At 65.1% G+C, this 18,136-nt stretch carries 11 protein-coding genes and 1 pseudogene; 5 read left to right on the top strand and 7 right to left on the bottom strand.

Features of this window, described 5'->3' with window-relative positions; genetic code table 11:
• Positions 1-45: 45 nt before the first annotated feature.
• The 3 genes from DIE21_RS20120 to DIE21_RS37550 form a co-directional block, all read right to left on the bottom strand.
• Positions 46-495: a universal stress protein gene (locus DIE21_RS20120; RefSeq protein ID WP_260432531.1), complete on the bottom strand. Its 450-nt coding sequence runs from the start codon at positions 493-495 to the stop codon at positions 46-48.
• Positions 496-698: 203 nt separating this feature from the next.
• Complete coding sequence (locus DIE21_RS20115) at positions 699-1,241, bottom strand: RNA polymerase sigma factor (protein ID WP_124499363.1); 543 nt, start codon at positions 1,239-1,241, stop codon at positions 699-701.
• 166 nt (positions 1,242-1,407) lie between these two features.
• Positions 1,408-1,821: a DUF4148 domain-containing protein gene (locus DIE21_RS37550; protein WP_221622393.1), complete on the bottom strand. Its 414-nt coding sequence runs from the start codon at positions 1,819-1,821 to the stop codon at positions 1,408-1,410.
• Positions 1,822-2,324: 503 nt separating this feature from the next.
• Between DIE21_RS37550 and DIE21_RS20105 the strand changes: the two genes are divergently transcribed.
• From DIE21_RS20105 to DIE21_RS20090, 4 genes are all read left to right on the top strand, one after another.
• The gene (locus DIE21_RS20105) at positions 2,325-7,385 is read left to right on the top strand and encodes a trifunctional serine/threonine-protein kinase/ATP-binding protein/sensor histidine kinase (RefSeq protein WP_124499362.1); all 5,061 of its coding nucleotides are present in this window, start codon (positions 2,325-2,327) and stop codon (positions 7,383-7,385) included.
• A gap of 126 nt (positions 7,386-7,511) precedes the next feature.
• The gene (locus tag DIE21_RS20100) at positions 7,512-8,165 is read left to right on the top strand and encodes a response regulator transcription factor (RefSeq protein WP_124499361.1); all 654 of its coding nucleotides are present in this window, start codon (positions 7,512-7,514) and stop codon (positions 8,163-8,165) included.
• Between the two features lie 306 nt (positions 8,166-8,471).
• The gene (locus DIE21_RS20095; RefSeq protein ID WP_124499360.1) at positions 8,472-8,855 is read left to right on the top strand and encodes a response regulator transcription factor; all 384 of its coding nucleotides are present in this window, start codon (positions 8,472-8,474) and stop codon (positions 8,853-8,855) included.
• 135 nt (positions 8,856-8,990) lie between these two features.
• Positions 8,991-10,061: a HAMP domain-containing sensor histidine kinase gene (locus DIE21_RS20090; protein WP_124499359.1), complete on the top strand. Its 1,071-nt coding sequence runs from the start codon at positions 8,991-8,993 to the stop codon at positions 10,059-10,061.
• A 97-nt stretch (positions 10,062-10,158) separates the two neighbouring features.
• On the opposite strand, the gene DIE21_RS20085 is transcribed toward DIE21_RS20090, so the two are convergent.
• From DIE21_RS20085 to DIE21_RS20075, 3 genes are all read right to left on the bottom strand, one after another.
• The gene (locus DIE21_RS20085) at positions 10,159-10,896 is read right to left on the bottom strand and encodes a response regulator transcription factor (protein ID WP_124499385.1); all 738 of its coding nucleotides are present in this window, start codon (positions 10,894-10,896) and stop codon (positions 10,159-10,161) included.
• Positions 10,897-11,472: 576 nt separating this feature from the next.
• A complete protein-coding gene (locus DIE21_RS20080) occupies positions 11,473-12,387 on the bottom strand; it encodes a DUF3455 domain-containing protein (RefSeq protein WP_124499358.1) in 915 nt (304 codons plus the stop codon).
• A 145-nt stretch (positions 12,388-12,532) separates the two neighbouring features.
• Positions 12,533-14,485, bottom strand: a complete 1,953-nt coding sequence (locus tag DIE21_RS20075) for a hypothetical protein (protein ID WP_124499357.1) — start codon at positions 14,483-14,485, stop codon at positions 12,533-12,535.
• Between the two features lie 869 nt (positions 14,486-15,354).
• Here DIE21_RS20075 and DIE21_RS20070 point away from each other — a divergent pair.
• Positions 15,355-15,795, top strand: a pseudogene (locus tag DIE21_RS20070) (lytic transglycosylase domain-containing protein); the annotation flags it as partial.
• 311 nt (positions 15,796-16,106) lie between these two features.
• On the opposite strand, the gene DIE21_RS20065 reads toward DIE21_RS20070, so the two are convergent.
• The gene (locus tag DIE21_RS20065) at positions 16,107-17,894 is read right to left on the bottom strand and encodes a hypothetical protein (protein WP_124499355.1); all 1,788 of its coding nucleotides are present in this window, start codon (positions 17,892-17,894) and stop codon (positions 16,107-16,109) included.
• Positions 17,895-18,136: the final 242 nt, after the last annotated feature.

The raw sequence follows: 18,136 nt of genomic DNA, 5'->3' as shown, positions 1-18,136 counted from the left end.
CGCGCGCCATGGAGCGTCGTCCGCGTGCATCCATGCGTGCCGACGCTAAGCCGATGGGGTCGTGACGACAACGAGCGTCGCACCATGAAGGCGCTCGGTCAGATGGACGTGAACGGGCGGCTCGCGCCACCAGCGAGCGAGCCCGGTGGGCGCACGATATCCGACGACGATCATGTCCGCGCGGATTGTCGTCGCATGCGAGGCGATAGCGTCGACCGCGCGTCCGAACCGCAGGTAGCCGCGTGCGGCGACGCCGTCGTCCGTCAGTTTGCCGACCGCCCGTTGAAGATCGCCATGTGCGAATTCCGCCAGACGCTCATGGGCGAGTTCGCTGAGCAGTCCGGCCGACCGTGCGTTGGCGGTTACGTTGTCGACGATGGCGACGACGTCGACCGTGGCCGACAAGGCGTGAGAAAGCGACGCACACCGTGCGAGTGCGGCGTTTGCTTCGTTGGTCCCGTCATAGACGAGCAGCAATCTGGACAGCGATGACATCTTCGGCGTTGGGTGCGGGAATGAAGTCGCCCGTGACGGGCAACGGTGCAAGCGGTCGGCGGTCGGCCACACGCGCAGAAGCGGATGCGACTGCTTCCACTGAACACGCGACGGCCGTCATTTATTCCGGTGCGATCCCGGTGCGCCAGCGATCGCATCGCGGCCGGTTCGCATCGGCAGGCCCGCGCCGTCGCGCGTCGATGTCAGGTCCGCGCATCGATGCAGGTTCCCGTCTCCGTTCGCGATTCGCCGGAACCGTCGATCACCAGCCGAATCGCTTTGCGAGCACGGGATATCCGGCTCATGATGGTGCCGAGGGGTACGTCGAGCGTATCGGCTGCCTGCCGATAGCTGAGCCCATCGACGCTCACGAGCAGCAAGGCGGTGCGCTGGGATTCCGGCAGTCGCTCGATGGCGTCGATGATTTGCCGGATGGCCAGCCCGGTTTCGGGCGCGGAGCCGGGATCGGAGACCGTTTCCAGCAATGCGTCGCTCAGTTCGAGCACGAGCGGGTTGCGATGATTGCGTTGCCGCAATTCGTTGAGCCATATCGACTGGATGATCGAGAACATCCAGCTCGCCGTCGACGTATCGGCGCGCAACTGATGAGCCCGCTCGAGTGCGCGAATGCATGCTCGCTGGACGAGCTCATCGGCATCGTATCGATTCCCGGAAATTCGCAGCGCAAACGACCGCAGGCGCGGCAGGATATCGGGAAGCCTCGTTGCAAGGTCGGTTCGCTCCATGACGGCTCGAGTCCGGCATGGGATCCCCGCTGTACGTCGCGCGGCGCGTCGATGGCCAGTGCGGTCCTGGGGAATCCCGGGGAAAAGAATGTCCAGATGCGGCGGCCGGAAAGAGGGGGGGCGTGAATCGAGCCGGCCGTGCCGCATCTCCGGAAACGATGGCGCTTCAATGGCCGGAATAGAGTTTCCTGAGCGCGTCGAGCTCGCCGCTCTGCCGCGCGCGGGCGAGTTCCTGTCGCACTTCGGTGCGGGTCTTTCCCATCGGCATCGCCGCGGCCGGCGCCCATTGGGCCGTGGTCGCGGCATCTTGATTCCCCGTCGTCGAATCGACGGGAGCCGCTGCATAGGCGGAGGCCGTTGCAGCAAATGCGACGAGCGCGAAGGTGATCCTTGATGTCTTCATGTCGTAATCCGGAAGGTAGATTGATCGAACGGTCCGCACGGTATCTGGCGAAGGCGGGAGCCGGGGTGTGCCGGCCGCGTCGCGATTGTCGTCAGAATCCGTCGTGTGTGTATTGGGCGCCGCGAAGGTATCCCGCATGTGTCCGGGGCGCGGCATTTTGCAATGTCGTGTATCCATCCGGATGCCGGATACATCCGGATACGAAAGCGCCGGTCATGACGGGACGCGCGTTCGCTTCGGCGCCTCGCATGCCCTCGCGGGCGAGCATCGTCGCGAGCGCATGGCGCGCGTGTCTCGCTGTCGAACCGGCTCGATTCGAACAGCGGCAACGAACGTCGCAAGCGTCGCTCGATCTGCGTGATGCGTGATGCGTGATGCGTGATGCGTGATGCGCGGCGCGGCGCGCGGTGTTGCATTGACGATTTCGTGCTGGAATAATCTGCGGGTTCGCGTGTTATCAGTAGTGCCCGGAACAAGGATGCGGCGACCGGTGAGGTGCGACACCGAACGAGCGAAATCGAGGGAGCCCCGCGACACGCGTCGCGGCCGCGTGTTCGATCGAACGAATACCGCCCGGCATCCCGCTCCGGCACGTTGCACGGGTGCCGCATGTCGCGCTCCACGCCGCCGTGCCAGCGGCGTTCGAGTTGATGACGCCACCGTTTCCTTACTGCATTCGCATGATCGAACTTTCGACACGCCGCTTTATCGAATTGAGCCCCGGCCCGCCACGGCTGCACCGTGCGATCGACGACAACGCGCCGCCCGTCCTGATCGCCGGGCGCGGCGTCGCGGCACCGTCCGCCGTCGCCGCGCTGCAACGCGAATATGGGCTGCGCTCGGCACTGCATGAACGCTGGTCGGCCGTTCCACAAGCCATCGTGTCGCACGATGGCGGTGCCATGCTCGTCCTTGCCGATCCGGGTGGGGTGCCGCTCTCCGTCGGCGATGTGCCACAGCAGCAGCGTGTGTCCGTGTTTCTGCGGCGTGCGATTTCGCTCGCGACCGCGCTGGGCGAGATGCATGCGGCCGGTATCGTGCATCGCGCGCTTGCGCCGCATCGCTTTCTCGTGGATGACGATGATCGCGCGTTTCTGACGGGCTTCGGCTATGCCATTGGCCCCGGCCCGACCGACCCGTTGCGCGACGCCGAACTCGATTGGGACGACACGGATTTCGTCTATGCGGCGCCCGAGCTCGGCACGCGCATGAACCTGCGCGTCGACGCGCGGGCCGATCTTTATTCGCTCGGATGCATTCTCTATGAGCAGTTGACCGGTGTGCCGCCGTTCGATGCGACCGATGCCGCCGGACTCGTGCATGCGCACGCCACGCATTCGGCGCGCCCCCCTCACGAACTCGTCCCGCACGTACCCGAGCAGATTTCGCGGATCGTCGCGAAGCTGCTCGAAAAGGCGCCCGAGCAGCGTTACGGCACGGCCGCGGGGCTCGTCGCCGATCTGCAGCGATGCGAGCAGTGCCTTCGCCGTGACGGTCTCGTTCCGAAGTTCGCGCTCGATGTCCAGGCGGCACTGCAGCGTCTGCAGCAAGCCGATCACGTGGTGGGCCGCGAACAGGAGATCGACGCGTTGCTCGCGCAGTACCGTGCCGTCGCCGCCGCTGGCGAGGCGCGCGTCGCATGGGTTTCCGGCCACTCGGGCATCGGCAAGTCGACGCTGCTTCTGGAGGCCGTCGCGCGAATCCGGCACGACGGGGCGCTGCTCGTGGCCACCAGCAAGGGCGAGGAAGGGCGCCGCGGCACGCCGTATGCGATGCTTGCCCAGGCGCTGGAGCCGTTGCTGCAGTTCGTGCTGGGTTGCGCGGACGACGAATTCGACAGGTGGCGCGCGCGAATCGGAACGGCAGTGGCGCCTGTCGGACGCACGCTCGCGAGATTCCTGCCGGCGCTCTCGGCGGTGCTCGGCCCGCAGGCGGTCGCGCCGGAGCAATCCGAACTGGCGCCCGGGCTGGAGCGCGAGCGCGTGCTGCAGGCGATCGCCCGGCTGATCGCGTGTTTCGCGGCACCGGAGCGCCCGCTCGCGCTGCTGCTCGACGATCTGCAATGGGCCGATGTCGGCACGATACAGGTGCTGGAGCGCCTGGTGCAGCAACACCGCGACACGGCGTTGCTGCTCGTCGGCGCATATCGCCAGAACGAGGTCGATGCGGGCCACCCGTTGCGGGCCGGCCCGCTGGCCGACATGCCCGATGCATTGACGGTGGAACTCGGGCCGCTGAACGAGCGGGCGACGACCGAACTGATTGCCCACGCGCTGCATCAGAATGCCGATGCGCTTCGCCCGTTGTCCGACCTGATCGGACGGAGAACCGGCCGCAATCCGTTCTTCGTGCATCACCTGCTGCGCCTGCTGGCCGACGAAGGCATGCTCGATTACGATGCGGGCGCCGGCCTGTGGCGCTGGAACATGGCGCGCATTGCCGCGCATCGCGGCGGTGATGACGTCGCGATGATGCTGGCGCGGCAGTTCGAGCTGCTGCCGGACGCCGCACGATTCATGTTGCGGCTGCTCGCCTGCATCGGCCAGCGTGCGTCGACGCGCCTGCTCGCCGCGGCGGCCGGGCTGACCGAGCCCGATGCCATCGAGGGGCTGCAGGCGGCGCTCGATGCCGGCAGTCTCCAGCGCGATGGCGACGACTGGACGTTCTGGCACGATCGCATTCGCGAGGCGGCGTATGCGTCGATCCCGGAGAGCGAACGGGCGCCGCTGCATCATGCAATCGCCTGCCGCTTGCTGGCGGCGGACGATGCCTGCGCCGACGCCTTCGTGCTGGCCGCGCAGGCGAACCTCGCAAGCGCGGTCGTCGACGCGCGCGCGCAGCGCCGCGCGTTCGCGCGCGTGAATCTGGATGCCGGGCGGCAAGCCAGGGCTGCCACCGCGCATCATTCCGCGCTCGGCTTTTTTCGCGCAGCGGTCGATTTCCTCGGCGAACGGGACACCAGCGACGACGGGCTCGAGGCGCGCATGCTGTGCGGCGAGGCCGAGTTCATGACCGGTGCGCTCGAAGCCGCCGAAGCGCGCCTGGCCGAGCTGGAGCGCGTGGCCGGCGACGGCACGTTCGGCGCGGACCTCACGCGCCTGCGCGCGGCGTTGTACACGGCGCTCGGGCGCTTCGATCTGGCTCTCGGTGCCGGCCTTGCGTTCCTGAAGCGATCAGGCATCGATATTCCGCCCCATCCGGACAGCGCGGACGTGCATCGCGAATACCTTCGCCTGCGCAGCTGGCTGGATCGCAACGGGATCGACGCGCTGCGTGACCTGCCGATCATCGCCGATCCGCTGCAGCGCGCGATTGTCGACATCTTCGCGGACCTGATCCCGCCGGCCCTCTATTCCGATCAGGATCTGGTCGACATGATTCTGCTGCGCGCGGTGAATCTGGCGATCGAGCACGGCCATTCCGATGCATCGGCCGACGTCTACGTCTGCATGAACCAGATCTTCGGCGCACGTTACGGTGATTACGCCGCGTCGCTGGCATTTGGCGAGCTCGCGCTGCATCTGGTCGACGAGCGTGGACTCGACCGGTATCGCGGCCGCGTATACATGGCGCACGGCACGATCGTGGTGCCGTGGGTGTTGCCGGCGCGCTCGGCCCGCGGGTATATCTCGCGGGCATTCGAGATCACGGTCGAGTGCTGCGATCATACTTTCGCGCTCTATTGCAAGCGCAACGAGGCTACCGGCATGCTGTTCGCCGGCGAATTTCTCGGTGACGTACGCGACACGGTGGCGCACGGGCTTGCGATCGCGCGCGATGCGAATTTCCAGCTCGTGATCGATGCACTGCTCGCGCAGCAGATGCTGCTGAGGCGTTTACAGGAAGGCGAGACCGACGAGCGCGACGCGTTGCCGCCGACGGAGGGCAGGCCGGCGAACCTGGTCGATCTCGCCTACTGGGTCTACAGGCTGCAGGCGGCACTGTTGTTCGGCGATCTGCCGGATGCGCTTGACGCGCGTCAGCGCGCCGAATCATGCGAGCACGCGGCTCGCTCGTTCGCCGAGCGGGCCGACTTGCCGTTCTACGGCGCGCTCGCACTGCTTGCGCTGCCCCGCCGCGATTCGTCCCAGGAGGCCGCGCTGCAGCGCCATGTCGAGCAACTCGACGTCTGGGCGCGGGCCTGCCCGGCGAACTTCGTCGCGCGACGCGAGCTGGTGCGCGCCGAGCAAGCGTGCGCGAACGGCCGGCCGCAGGATGCAGCGGACGCTTATGCGCGTGCCGTGACGCACGCGGGTACGCATGGCTTTACGCAGGTCGAGGCGCTGGCAGCCGAGTGCGCGGCGCGATTCCATGCAGGTCGCGACAATATTGCAGCGCATGCGTATTTGCGCCATGCGCAGAGCGCATGGCAGCGTTGGGGGGCGCTGGCGAAGGTGCGGCAGTTGCAGGCCGCGCATCCCGATGTATTCGATGCCGGAGCCGGCAATCACGCCGGTAGTCGTATGCACGCACTGGACGTCAACGCGGTGCTGCGCGTGTCGAACGCGCTGGCGACCGACATCGTGCCGGCGCGTCTGGTGGAAACGCTGTTGCGCACGACGCTGGAAAGCGCCGGGGCCGAGCATGGCGCGCTCGCGGTGCTGCGCGAAGGCGTCTGGCATGTACCGGCGCGCGCGGACGTGATCGACGGTACGATCGTCGTCACGCAAGAGGCCGTGTCGTTGACGGCAGGCGTGCTTCCCGTCTCTGTCGTGCAGGCGGTCGCCCGGACGCAGGAAGGGGTGGTGATCGACGATGCGTCGGAGTCGCCGGTTCACGTGCAGGATGCTTATGTTCGCCGCCGGCGCCCGCGTTCGGTGATGTGCGTACCGCTGATGCGTTATGCGACGCTCGTCGGCGTGCTGTATATGGAAAACAATCTGGCGGCGCGGATGTTTACCGCGGCCAAGGCGGCCCTGGTGGAGGTGATCGCGTCACAGGCCGCATTCGCGCTCGAGAATGCGCGGCTCTATGAGGAGCTGGTCGAGCAGAACCGTCAGCGCGCGCATGCCGAGGAACAGTTGCGTGCCGCACTGGCCGGCCTCGAGCGCGCCAGCCGCCTGACAGCGATGGGCGAGCTCGTCGCGTCGATCGTCCATGAGATCGGACAGCCGATTGCCGCCGTCGACACGTCGGCCAGCGCCGCGTTGCGTTGGCTGAGCCGGGAACCGCCGGACGTCGGCGAAGCGCGGGCGATGCTCGCGCACATCAACCGCAGCGCGGCGCGGGCCAAGAGCATCATCCAGGCGCTGCGCGCGAAGGCACGCAAGGCCGCGCCGCAGTTCGCGACGATCGATCTCACCGAGGCCGTTCGCGAGGCCGCGGCGCTCGTCGCGCGGCAGCTCGACACGCTGGACGTGGTGCTGGAGCTGCGCAGTGAGGATGATGCCGTCTACGTATACGGCGACCGGATCCAGCTCCAGCAGGTCGTGATCAACCTGTTGACGAACGGGGCCGAATCGATGGCCGGGCTCGAGACGGCGCGTCGTCTTTCGCTTGCCTGCGAAGTGCATGGCGTTGACAGTGTCCGCGTGACCGTGGAGGATGCGGGCAGCGGCATTGCACCCGACATCGCGGACCGGCTGCTCGAACCGCTTTTTACGACCAAGGAGAACGGGATGGGCATGGGCCTCGCCATCTCGCATTCGATCGTGGACGCGCACGGCGGCACGTTGACGCTGTCGCCGCGCGAGGGTGCCGGTACGCGAGCAACCGTCATGCTGCCGCGCGTCGATCCATGATGCGTCGTCCGTCGGCGCGACGCGCGGCGCGCGGCGAGGGCACGGACAGGTTCCTCGAGTTGTGTTTGAGCCGCTATGCGGCCGCTCCTGAAAATTCATCAGCGAATATTGATGCCGGAAACCAGAATGCCCCACGCAACGCCTGCATCCGCGGATCGGAACAGCCGCGTCGTCTACGTCGTCGATGACGACGAATTCGTTCGTGCCGCGCTGATCAGCCTGCTGCGATCGATTGACCTGGACGTTCGTGCCTTTGCGTCGACGGATGAGTTTCTCGCGGCGCCGAAGGGCGCGGGACCGTCGTGTCTCGTCCTGGACGTCAGGCTGCGCGGACAGAGCGGAATCGCGTTTCAGACGTCGCTGGCGGAGAGCGGCGGTCCGCAGATGCCGATCATCTTCATCACGGCGCACGGCGATATCGCGATGACGGTGAAGGCGATGAAAGCCGGCGCGATGGATTTCCTGACGAAACCGTTCCGCGACCAGGACATGATCGATGCGGTGATTGCGGCGCTCGACCGCGATGCGAAACGGCTGCGGGACGATCACTTGCTGCTCGATCTGCGCGCGTGCTGGGAATCGCTCACGCCGCGCGAATGCGAGGTGCTGCAACACGTCGCGACAGGCCTGATGAACAAGCAAGTCGCGAGCAACATGGGAATCGCGGAGATCACGGCCAAGATTCATCGCAGCCAGGCGATGCGAAAAATGAACTGCCGGTCGGTCGCTGAACTGGTGCGCAAGATGACTGCGCTCGGCATCACGGTGCCGTCGCGCTAGCGGCGGCCCGGGCGCGGACAACCCTCCGCGCTGATGCATCGCGCGCCGAGCCGGATACCCTGCATCGATGCGGCGAGCGTCATCCCGACCTGCGGCATCGCGCGCCCGGGGCACGGACCGCCGCGCCCGCTTCGGAAAGCGCGAGCGCCGCTCGTTTACCCGGATCTTTCGTCAAACGGCTCATGCACGAATGCCGACGCCACCCATACGTAGGTATGATGACGATGCCGCGGCGTGACGGTATGCTGGCAACTTGGGTAACAGTGCTCGGGACGGGCCGGTCCGTCCCCCTCGCCATAAGCAGGGATGCCTTTTTCACTCTCAGCCTCCGATCTTGTCTCCATTGTCGACGACGATCCGTTCGTACGCGCCGCCGCGGGAAGTTTCGTGCGTTCGTTGGGCGGGGAGGCGCATGAATTCGCGTCCGGGCCGGCATTCCTGGCTTCGGACGTGGTGCCGCGAACGGGTTGCCTGATCTGCGACATCCAGATGCCCGAGATGGATGGCCTCGAAGTACTGGCCCGGATAGAAGCACGCGGCCTGCGCATTCCTACCGTACTGGTCACGGCGTTCGTCACCACCCGCGCGTCCGAGCGAGCGCGATCCAGCACCGCGCTTTGTCTTCTCGAGAAGCCGATCGACGCACAGGAGCTCGAAGGCTGGCTTGCACGTGCGCTCGGATACGGCTGATCGCCGGTCTGCGCCGCAACGGCAACCTAAACCTTCGTAGGGGGTGGATGGCCGCTCGTTTGATGGTGCGAACCCCCGCACACATGTTTTCATCTTCCCTGTACCGTCCGCCGCGACGGCCACAGGAGAACGAAGATGGCCAACATCCCTACCTTGTCGTGCGAAGCCTGGTTCGAGTCCCGGCTTACGCGCCATATACGCAACCTCGGCCGCGCCTGCCGCGCACATGTGCGCGAACTCGTCGCGTGTCCGGCCCGGCTTTTCGTCGTGGCGGGCGTGCTGTTCGTCGCGGCGGCGTTGTACGACGCTCGCGACCTGCTCGCCAGTGCGTTGCTTCCCGCCGTCGGTGGCGATCGGCTGATTGCCGGCGTGGCGGGCGCGGCGCTTGCGCTGGTGGCGGCGGTACTGTGGCTGCGTGTGCTGCGATTGAACGCGGCAATCCGGCAACTCGCCGCGGCAGTCGAGGACCATGGGCTGGAAGCGCTGCCCCGTTCACTGGTCGAGCGCGGCGCGCCGCCGATCGCGAGACTGGCAGGCGCGATCAACGACGCGCATCACCAGCACGCGGAACGCGTCACGGAACTGCTGCACGTGCTCGCGGCTTATGCGCATGATCTGCGCACGCCGCTGACGCGCGTGATGCTGCGTAGCGGAATGCTGGAAGATCGCACGTTGCGCGACGCGATGGAGCGCGACCTTGTCGAGATGGGAGAACTGATCGAGGCAAGCCTTGCCTGCGCACGGCTTCAATGCAGCGTGGCGGAGCCGCCGCGTTGCGTCGACGTGGACGAGTTGCTCGGCTCGCTGGTCGACAACTATCGCGATGCAGGTCTTGCCGTCGCGCTGGACGGGCGAGTGGACTGCCCGCTCGTGACATTTCCGCATGCACTGCGGCGCGTGCTCGTCAACCTGATCGACAATGCACTGCGTTACGGGCGCGATGTCCGCCTGTGCGTTCGCGTCGATGCCAGGCGCGTGATGCTTGCCGTGGTGGATTCAGGGCCGGGTATCGTGCCGGCGGAGATGGAAGCGGTATTCACGCCGTGGTATCGGGCACCACAGACATCGGCGCGTGCGCCGGGATCCGGATTGGGGCTGGCGATCGCGCGGCGGCTGACGCAGGCGATGCAGGGGGAACTGCAGTTGAACAATCGCAGCACCGGAGGCCTCGAAGCGCGCGTGACATTGCCGCTCGCTGCCGCATGACGTCACGGAGGCGATGTCGGCGACGCGGCGTAACGACATTGCCTCGCATTCCGTGTTCCGAACCGTGCTGGCGGCCGGTTCGTTGGGCCGCGTTTCGCTAGACGCGCTCGTCGGTGAGTTCGTCGGCGAACTCCTGCCGGCATTCACTCACATGGAGCCGATAGCCTTTTGCGTAGACCGACTGGATCGACCATTCCATGCCGATCGATCGCAGGCTCGCACGCAGTCGACTGACATACATGTCGACCGACCGGCTCGTGGCCCCGCCGTCCCAGCCCCACACCACGGAATGCAGATCCTGCCGTTGGACGACGGTTCCCAGATGCGATGCAAGGTGCCACAGGAGTTCGAACTCCTTGGTTCCGAGCGCGTGCGCAATGCCGTCCGCGACGACGCTGAGGTTCGTGCGGTCGAGCAAATGGCGCCCGACGATCATCTGCCTGCTTTCATTTGCCGAAGCGCGAGAACGGCGCAAGAGCGCGCGGATCCGCGCGAGCAGCACCCTGCGGTCGAATGGCTTGACGAGGAAATCGTCAGCGCCGGTGTCGAGAATCCGGACGATGTCCTCCTCATTCGAATGGATCGTCTGGAAAATGACCGGCACCGACGGGCTCGCGCGTCCACGGACCCACGCCAATAACCTGTCGCCGCCGATGCCGGGCAGATCCCAGTCGAAGATCATCAGGTCGGCCCAGTGATCCGACAGGTAATTGCGCGCGTCGAGACCGTTGCCGAAGGCGCTCACATGGTAGCCCTCCGTCTTCAGCCACGACGCCAGCAGCGACCGCTGGATCACGTCGTCTTCCACGAGAACGATTCTGACTTGCTTGCCCATCATGACTCTCTCTTGACTAGCGCAGCCGCTGGCGGCCGCGCTTCCTCCATTCCAGGCTGCGCGAAAGCAGCCTGGTCAGCTGTGTGGGGGCACACGTGCCGCCAATCGCCGGGCTCAAGCTCCGTCGCCTCGAAACCGGCGCCTCGACACCCGTCTCGCTCGCGCACATAAGGGAGAACAATCGTCCTGATGCAAAAATTCCATTGCTCGCGTGTCGCTCGCCGAGAATCCCGGTCGATACGCGTGATGTCGTCCAGGAATCCTACAACAGGATCCCGTTACGAAAATTTGCCCATGTCGCCGCCAATGTATCCGGTTCTTTCTGAAACTCGAGGGGATACAGTGCGATACAAAAATGTGCGCTGGATCGCAAGCGGCCATTCAATTCCGGCGCCGACGCGCACGGAAATGAAATTGCTTGATGCGTGGGTGGCCGGTCGATAAATATTCAAAAGAAAATACAATGCCGCGCTTTATCTTTATCGAAATTGCGCTTCCGGCCCATATGCACGGTCGATCAGGCATTGCGCTGCGTCCGCCGGGTGCCGGTAGCCGCAAACGATGTGCATCCGCGACTCAATGATCGGGTAACGGAAGTGCGCCGTTGGGCAGTGCCGGGTTCCTGGGCAGCCTGGTGACATCGCCCGCCTGCGGATCGAAGCCGGCGGGCATCACGGTGCGATCGGGCGGCGTCGCGGCGTGCGTCGACGGGACGGGCATCGCGGTCGGCCGCGGGGATGGCGACCGATACATCAGGTACGTGGCACGGTAGGGGACGTTCAAGGTCGAGCGCTCGAGAATGCATGGCCGGTCGGGCGGCAAGCCGCCTTGGGTGTCCACCCGCAGGATCAGCCCGGTGCGCGCGAACCGGGTTTCGAAAACCTCGTCGCCCGCGTTGAACCGCGTGATGAGGCGGGCCCATGGCAAGCTGTCCGGGCTCACCGTCGTCAGCGCGTCCGGACGGCTCACGACGTAGCTGCCGTCGTAACCCGAAAAATATCCGCCCGGCAACGCGGTGCCGACGCTTGCTCCGGTCGAATCGACGAGCGTCGACTGAACGCCGCGATACGTCCAGCGCAATCCGTTGTCGTTGCGATCGCATCGATACAGTACGTCGCCGGTGGTCGTCAGGATGTCTTCCAGCACTTCTTGTGGCGGCACCCTCAGTGCGTCGGGCAGGTCGTCGTTCGCCGGGGGAAGCGGCGGGGCGGCACACGCGCCGATCATGACAATCACGGCCGACAGTCCACCCCATCCGAGCATTCGCAACATCGGGCAGCGCGGCGCCACGTCGCTTTCCGGAAACAGCGGACGTAACGGGCGCATGACTTCCGTTTGCCGAATGGTCGCTCTATTACGAACCATGACGATTGCCTCGCGACAGGGTGGATGAAGAGCGTAAATCATATTCGACGGGAAATTCGCGGCACGCCCGGACATGCCGAATAACCGTGGACGGTTCGCTTGCCGGCAATGGGCTTCGGATTCCATGCAAGCGTCGTCGCGATATTCGCCGCACCGGCTTCCGGCTTCCGGATTCGCTGCTCGATACGTCCTGGAAATCAGCGTGCGTCGGCAAAGCATCCAGCCTGCCGACCAACGCTCGAGCCTTCACCATGAGCAAGACAGGTGACGATTACCGCGCCGCGCCGTTTCCGAACACGACCTGGTTCCCTTGCTGCCGGTCGTAACGAAGCACGTCCTCGAAGGCTTTGTCAGATGCGTGGTAGAGCATGTCGCGAGTCCCGCTGGAGAACGACTCGATAAAGTCCAGGTAGCGCCCGACGAATCGGTTCGGATCGACCGTGGATCCGTGAATCCCCATGTCGATGCGCGTGTTCCCCGGTCTGGACTTCAGCAAGTTCATCTCCCACATGACCTCGTTCAAGGAGTGACCGCCGTCATAGGCGACGAACATGAATGCACCCAGCACGGCGGCCGGCCTGTCGATTCTCGCCCCCTTTTCACGATTGACATAGTCGACGAATTTGCAGGCAAACCCGGCGGATCCCGACGGGCCGGAGCCATAGGGTGCGCCTGCGGCGAGCTGGGTCTGGATCGCAGCTGACGGGGCACCCAGGTTCGGCCGGTTCTTCAACGCGGGGCGAGAACTGAAGGTGTTGATATAGGGCGCGCTGGTCAGGCCCGGCTGGTGCGCCAGGTGCAAGCCCGTGCCGAGTCCGTAAACGTCACGCCGCTTCAGAATGGCACGCGCGGCGTCCCGCGTGGCGAAGTCCTGATCGTCCTGCGGGGAGTTGTCCCACTTGACGTAGTGATTCGCATGCTTGCGCAGGGCACGAGAAAGCTTGACGGTCGTGTAGTACACGCTCACGCAGCCTTCGCCGGTATTGATCTCTTGCGACAGGTAATTGAGCAATGCCTCGCCGCGCTTGCGACTGCCTTCGGCATTGCACAACGCTTCGATCGCCGGTACGTTAGGCATCCAAAAGCGCCTGTCGTCTCTCATCAACCTGCGGAGATGGTCAACGGAATCGTCGAAGTTCGGGCTCGCCTCTCTCTTTAGCTTCCGCATGATCGAGGCCATTTGATGCCGCACGCCGTTGGCCGCCTTCACCGCATCCGCAGGCGGATTTTGAACCAGCCTGTTGACAAACGAAGTCTCCCATTGGCGCATCATGTCGTTCTCGTAGAGCAACGCGAGAGGCACCGGGCCTTTGCGGGCGAGTGCGTCCAGTTCGAAGCTCAAGTGGTTCGCGAGAGGAGACAATTCCGGCAATTTCTTGCGTCTGCACTCCGTTGCTTTCCGAGCGAAATAGGCACTCGCGCGATCGGGCGAGAAATGATGATCGAGCCAGTTGCGGCGCACCTCGCATTCGAGCGATTTCAGCCTTCGCAGGCGATTGGATCCCTCCGGAAACTGTTTCATTGTCTGGCGCAGGGCGACCATCCAGTCGACGACAAAGTCGACCGGCGCGCGCGGTGCGTCGCGCCGACCTCGCGTCGTCGGCACCGCCGCCATGGCGACACGATGCATGCGCTCCGACAATCCTCGCAGCACACGCTTCACACCGGCGGGACCGAAGTCGCGGATTCCATCCACTTCCTTGATGCTGAGTTCGATGGCCTCGTGAGCGCTGGTGATGGCGGTGGCGGGGCGATTGCCGACTTGGTTGCCGTGCCATTCGAGGAAAGGACGAAGAACCGGATCTCCAGCGGGGATCTGCCGTATCAGGTGCTTGATCGCGGCCCGCGCGTTTTCGCTCGTCATGCCTCGCTGAAAGACACGAACCCGCACCCAATCCATCGTTATCGTGCCATCGCCGGGATTGAACGAAGCAACCAGATTCGTCCCGGGGCCGCCGTCATGGGTCAGGAACGGCATGGCATCGCTGAGAGAGGCCGACGGCCCGAAAACAACGCTACCGTTCAGGTTTCGCCGCACGGCCGGGATGTCGACGCGGTCTTTTCGCAGCAGGCCGGGGACGCGCGGCACCTCGACCGGCTGTCGACGGTTATCGGCTCGCGACATCGAGGCCGAGCGACGTCGGCCCGTTCCTTCCACGCCGCCGAAACCGTTGGCTGTCGCAAACGGCTGGGCTGGATAGGGGTAGCGCGCGCCCTGCATCATCAATGGAGGATAGGGGGCCTGGAACGCAGGCGGGAATGCGCGTGGAGGCGGCGGGGCGACAAAATGTGCTCCGTAGGGAGACGATGGTGCCCCTGGCGGCATTCGCGTTGGATTCGACACGCTGTGGGACCGTCCTCGCGCAGGCAAGTTGGCAAGCGGCGCGGGCACTGTGCCGACGTAGTGCGCCCCCGACGCCAAAGGCCGCGGATCCGAGGGAATGGGCTGTGTAGTCTGCCAGGGCGCACGAGACCAGGCGCGAACGGGATCCATGGTGGCGGTACCTCGAGTTTGTTGGTCATCCTGATGTTTACCGGCCGGGCACGCGTTGGTCGCTGGCGCTCGCGAACGGATGAAGCGCCTTGCGAAGCGGCGATGTACGACCCGTGTTCGACGGAGGCAGTTTCGCCATTGCCGCGTTCTCGAGCAGCTGCCGCAGGATGGCTGCAAGAAGCGTCTCGGGCCAGTCCGGCAATCGTCTGCCGGATTTCATTCCCCGACGCTCGGGAGCGGCGCAGGAGCGCACGGATCCATGCAGGCAGCACCCGTCGATCGAATGGCTTGACGAGACGATGGCCGGCACCGATGTCCGGAATCCGGACGATGTCCTCGTCGTTCGAACGGATCGTCTGGAAGATGACCGGTACCGACGGGCTCGCCTGTCCACGGACCCGCGTCAACGTGGGCGTGGACGATTCGTTTGCCGGCAATGCGCGTCGGATTCGCTCGCCGGTGCGTCGCTTCGGAAAGCCGCAGATTGCTTTGTCATGCAGGACGGACGATGCGATTCCAGGGCGATCGAAGCCGAATGAGAAAGACCGCCGGTTTCAGGGATCGCATCTCACTCGTCGATGGTTTTACGTTAGACACCCATGAAAGTATCGAATATCAGGCTGCGTTGTCTCGTGCTGGTTTGCAGTGCAGGCACGGTGCAGGTCGCGCACGCCGACTGCTTCGACGATGCCGCTGCGTACCAGCACGTCAATCCGCTCATCCTGCGCGCGATCGCCTGGCAGGAGTCGCGCAACCGCGCCAATGCGACGCACGTGAACGCAAACGGGTCGGTCGACTACGGGCTGATGCAGATCAATTCGATTCATCTTTCGCCGCTTGCGCGCTTCGGGATCGGGCGAGAGGCACTCATGTCCCCGTGCAAGAGCGTGCATGTCGCGGCCTGGCTGTTGCGCCGCCAGGTGGACAAGTACGGCAACACCTGGGCCGCGGTCGGTGCGTACCATTCGGCGACGCCGTCCCTGCGCGACGGATATGCGCGGCAGATAAGCGGCATCCTGAGGCGCTGGAAGATGCTCCCCGATGATCGGTCGGGTGTTCGCGTCTCCCGGCAACCCTCGGCCCCTCCGATCGACGCGGCGATCCCCGAGCCGCAGCAACCGGCGACCGCGTCACGTCGCCAGAACGATCCACCTCGACGCGTTGCCGATGCGCGCTCGGAACTCGAACTGCTTGCCATGCAGGCGGATCTCGAACTGGGCCAGACGCGCAGATAGCGGAGCGCGCGGGGCGAGGGCATCGCGCGCCGGGCAGGAATGCTCGCCCGGATGATGCCTTCCTTCAGGCTGCCGGCATCGGCTGCCGGCCGGAATGCGCTCGCGGCCGGTGCTGCTTACCGGCGAATCGTGGCCCGCTCGATCGAGGCCGGCACGATCGCGCCGAGTGCAGTGATGCCGAGCCCCAGATAGTGATTCCAGTTCGCCTGTTCGCCCAGCGCCAACGCCGTGAAGGCAAGACTGAAAACGGCGCGAAAGGCTTCCTGGACGTTCCTGATCGTATAGGCCGACGGCGTACCGTGTGCCGGCGCCTGCGGAGACTGGCCGGCTTCCCCGTTTGCCATTTCGGAGAAGGTGGTCGACAGCTGAAGCAGCGGAAATTCGCCGAGCAGAAACCGGACGGCGCGCAGCCAGTTCTTGGCCCATGCCCGATACGGGTTGTTGTCGTTTTCCAGTCCAATCTTCAGGAAACGCACGAGACGTCCGTCGCCCGGTTTGGCGCCGCCGAGGAACTGGCCGAGATTGGCAAACGCCTGCAGCACGGAAGACGTGACACCGAAGATCGCGGCGCGGTGCCGGATGTCCGAGAGCCACGCATTGTGTACGGACGGGCCGATCGCGCCAAGCACGGATCCGATCGTGCTCAACAGCGCCATGGAGGCAAAAAACGCCGTTCTTTTCGGCGTGGATCCTGCACGCATGTCACCGAGTGTGCGTTCGATCTCCCCGGCATGCGCGAGCGCCGCGTCGATCCTCTGCAGACGTGCGTCATCGTCGGAGAGCTCACCGCGGAACCGCCGAACGGCGGTCCCGATTGCCGCGAGGTCATGTTCGAACCGGGCGACCTGCGTGTCGTGGTCGACGGCGGCCGGCGCGGGAGCGCTGCCGGCCGGCAGCGGATCATCGTCATGACGGAAGATCGCATCGTGCAGTTTCGCGACGGACACGCATGCATGTTGCAGGTCGGCTCTCATCGAGTCGACAATCCGGGCCGGTACCGTGTCAAGCCATGCATTCAGAGACGAATCGGGTGCGCCGCTGGCTGGCACGGAAGAGATGCCCTGCTCCGGATCAGCCGCGGATCGTTCGACTCGACGGATTTCTCCCTGGTCTGCTTGTTCCGGATTCGATCGCAACATGCCGATAGCGATCGGGACAAACGTTTCTTCGAGCGGCTGCGCCGACTTGGCCCGCTGTCTTTCGAAAACGGGACGCATCATGCGGATGATCAGGCCGTTCAATGCGCCTGCCTGAAAAGCCGCGCCGACCGCGGTCAGCGCGAATCCGGCAACCTGATGGGCAGGAGGGGCTTCCTGCCCGGTGGCCTTGCCCGTGACGAAGAGGACGAGGAGTGCGAGCACCTGATCGAGCGATTGGGCAAACGCCTGCAATGAGTTGATTCGACCGCCGGCGTCCTTGAATCGCCGTTGCGCATCCGTGGCAAGCGGATATTCCGTCATCGCGGCGACGAGCAGCGCGATCACCGATCGTTGCGCCACCAGTGCGGTCATTTTTCCGACGTCGTCGAACGCAACGTGGTTGTGCGGAATGATCCCGGGCAGCAAATACCATGCGGCATTCTTGGCCGCAATCGCGCCGGCCATTTCCGCGAGCGCGATACGGCGTTGCTTCGCGCCGGATCGTGATGGAGCACCGGTGTCGGTCCTCGTCGAGTCGATCCCGGGATCCGGCCGCAGGTCGCCCACCAGGGATTCGAGCAATGCGTTCACCGGCCTGGCGGTCACGATGAAGCGCTCGACGTCGTCGATCTTTCGAATGTTCTCGTCCGTCACGCAGGGATGGTCCGATCCGGCCAGTGCATCGCGGACCTTGCGGTGGAAATCGAGGGCATTACTCAGCGATGTCGCGAGTTGACGATTCAGCTTTTGCAGTCCGTTGAGCATTACCCGCGCTTCCTGCACGCTGATTGACGCAGGAGAGCGGGGCCGAACCGCTCGAAGCTCAATGCCGTCCGCTGCGGCGCTGGTTGCTCCGTGAGCGGTGGCGCTCGACGACGTTCTGCTGCGGGACGGCTGCGCCCGGCTTCTCGGGCGACTCGCCAACGGCTCGGCTGCCGCGACGTCGCGGGCTCGTCCCGGGGCGCGTAGCGCAAGCAGCTGGGACGGAATTTCCGTTGCCGGCCGGG

The sequence above is a fragment of the Burkholderia sp. Bp9140 genome, from assembly GCF_003853425.1.
GTDB lineage: Bacteria > Pseudomonadota > Gammaproteobacteria > Burkholderiales > Burkholderiaceae > Burkholderia.
This window is presented reverse-complemented; position numbering and strand designations above follow the sequence as displayed.

Coding starts and splice junctions, on each gene's coding strand:
- DIE21_RS20075 (WP_124499357.1), bottom strand. CDS start 14,485: ATGATGCAGGGCGCGCGCTACCCCTATCCAGCCCAGCCGTTTGCGACA.
- DIE21_RS20080 (WP_124499358.1), bottom strand. CDS start 12,387: ATGGAATCCGAAGCCCATTGCCGGCAAGCGAACCGTCCACGGTTATTC.
- DIE21_RS20090 (WP_124499359.1), top strand. CDS start 8,991: ATGGCCAACATCCCTACCTTGTCGTGCGAAGCCTGGTTCGAGTCCCGG.
- DIE21_RS20115 (WP_124499363.1), bottom strand. CDS start 1,241: ATGGAGCGAACCGACCTTGCAACGAGGCTTCCCGATATCCTGCCGCGC.
- DIE21_RS20095 (WP_124499360.1), top strand. CDS start 8,472: ATGCCTTTTTCACTCTCAGCCTCCGATCTTGTCTCCATTGTCGACGAC.
- DIE21_RS20120 (WP_260432531.1), bottom strand. CDS start 495: ATGTCATCGCTGTCCAGATTGCTGCTCGTCTATGACGGGACCAACGAA.
- DIE21_RS20100 (WP_124499361.1), top strand. CDS start 7,512: ATGCCCCACGCAACGCCTGCATCCGCGGATCGGAACAGCCGCGTCGTC.
- DIE21_RS20105 (WP_124499362.1), top strand. CDS start 2,325: ATGATCGAACTTTCGACACGCCGCTTTATCGAATTGAGCCCCGGCCCG.
- DIE21_RS37550 (WP_221622393.1), bottom strand. CDS start 1,821: ATGGATACACGACATTGCAAAATGCCGCGCCCCGGACACATGCGGGAT.
- DIE21_RS20085 (WP_124499385.1), bottom strand. CDS start 10,896: ATGGGCAAGCAAGTCAGAATCGTTCTCGTGGAAGACGACGTGATCCAG.
- DIE21_RS20065 (WP_124499355.1), bottom strand. CDS start 17,894: ATGCTCAACGGACTGCAAAAGCTGAATCGTCAACTCGCGACATCGCTG.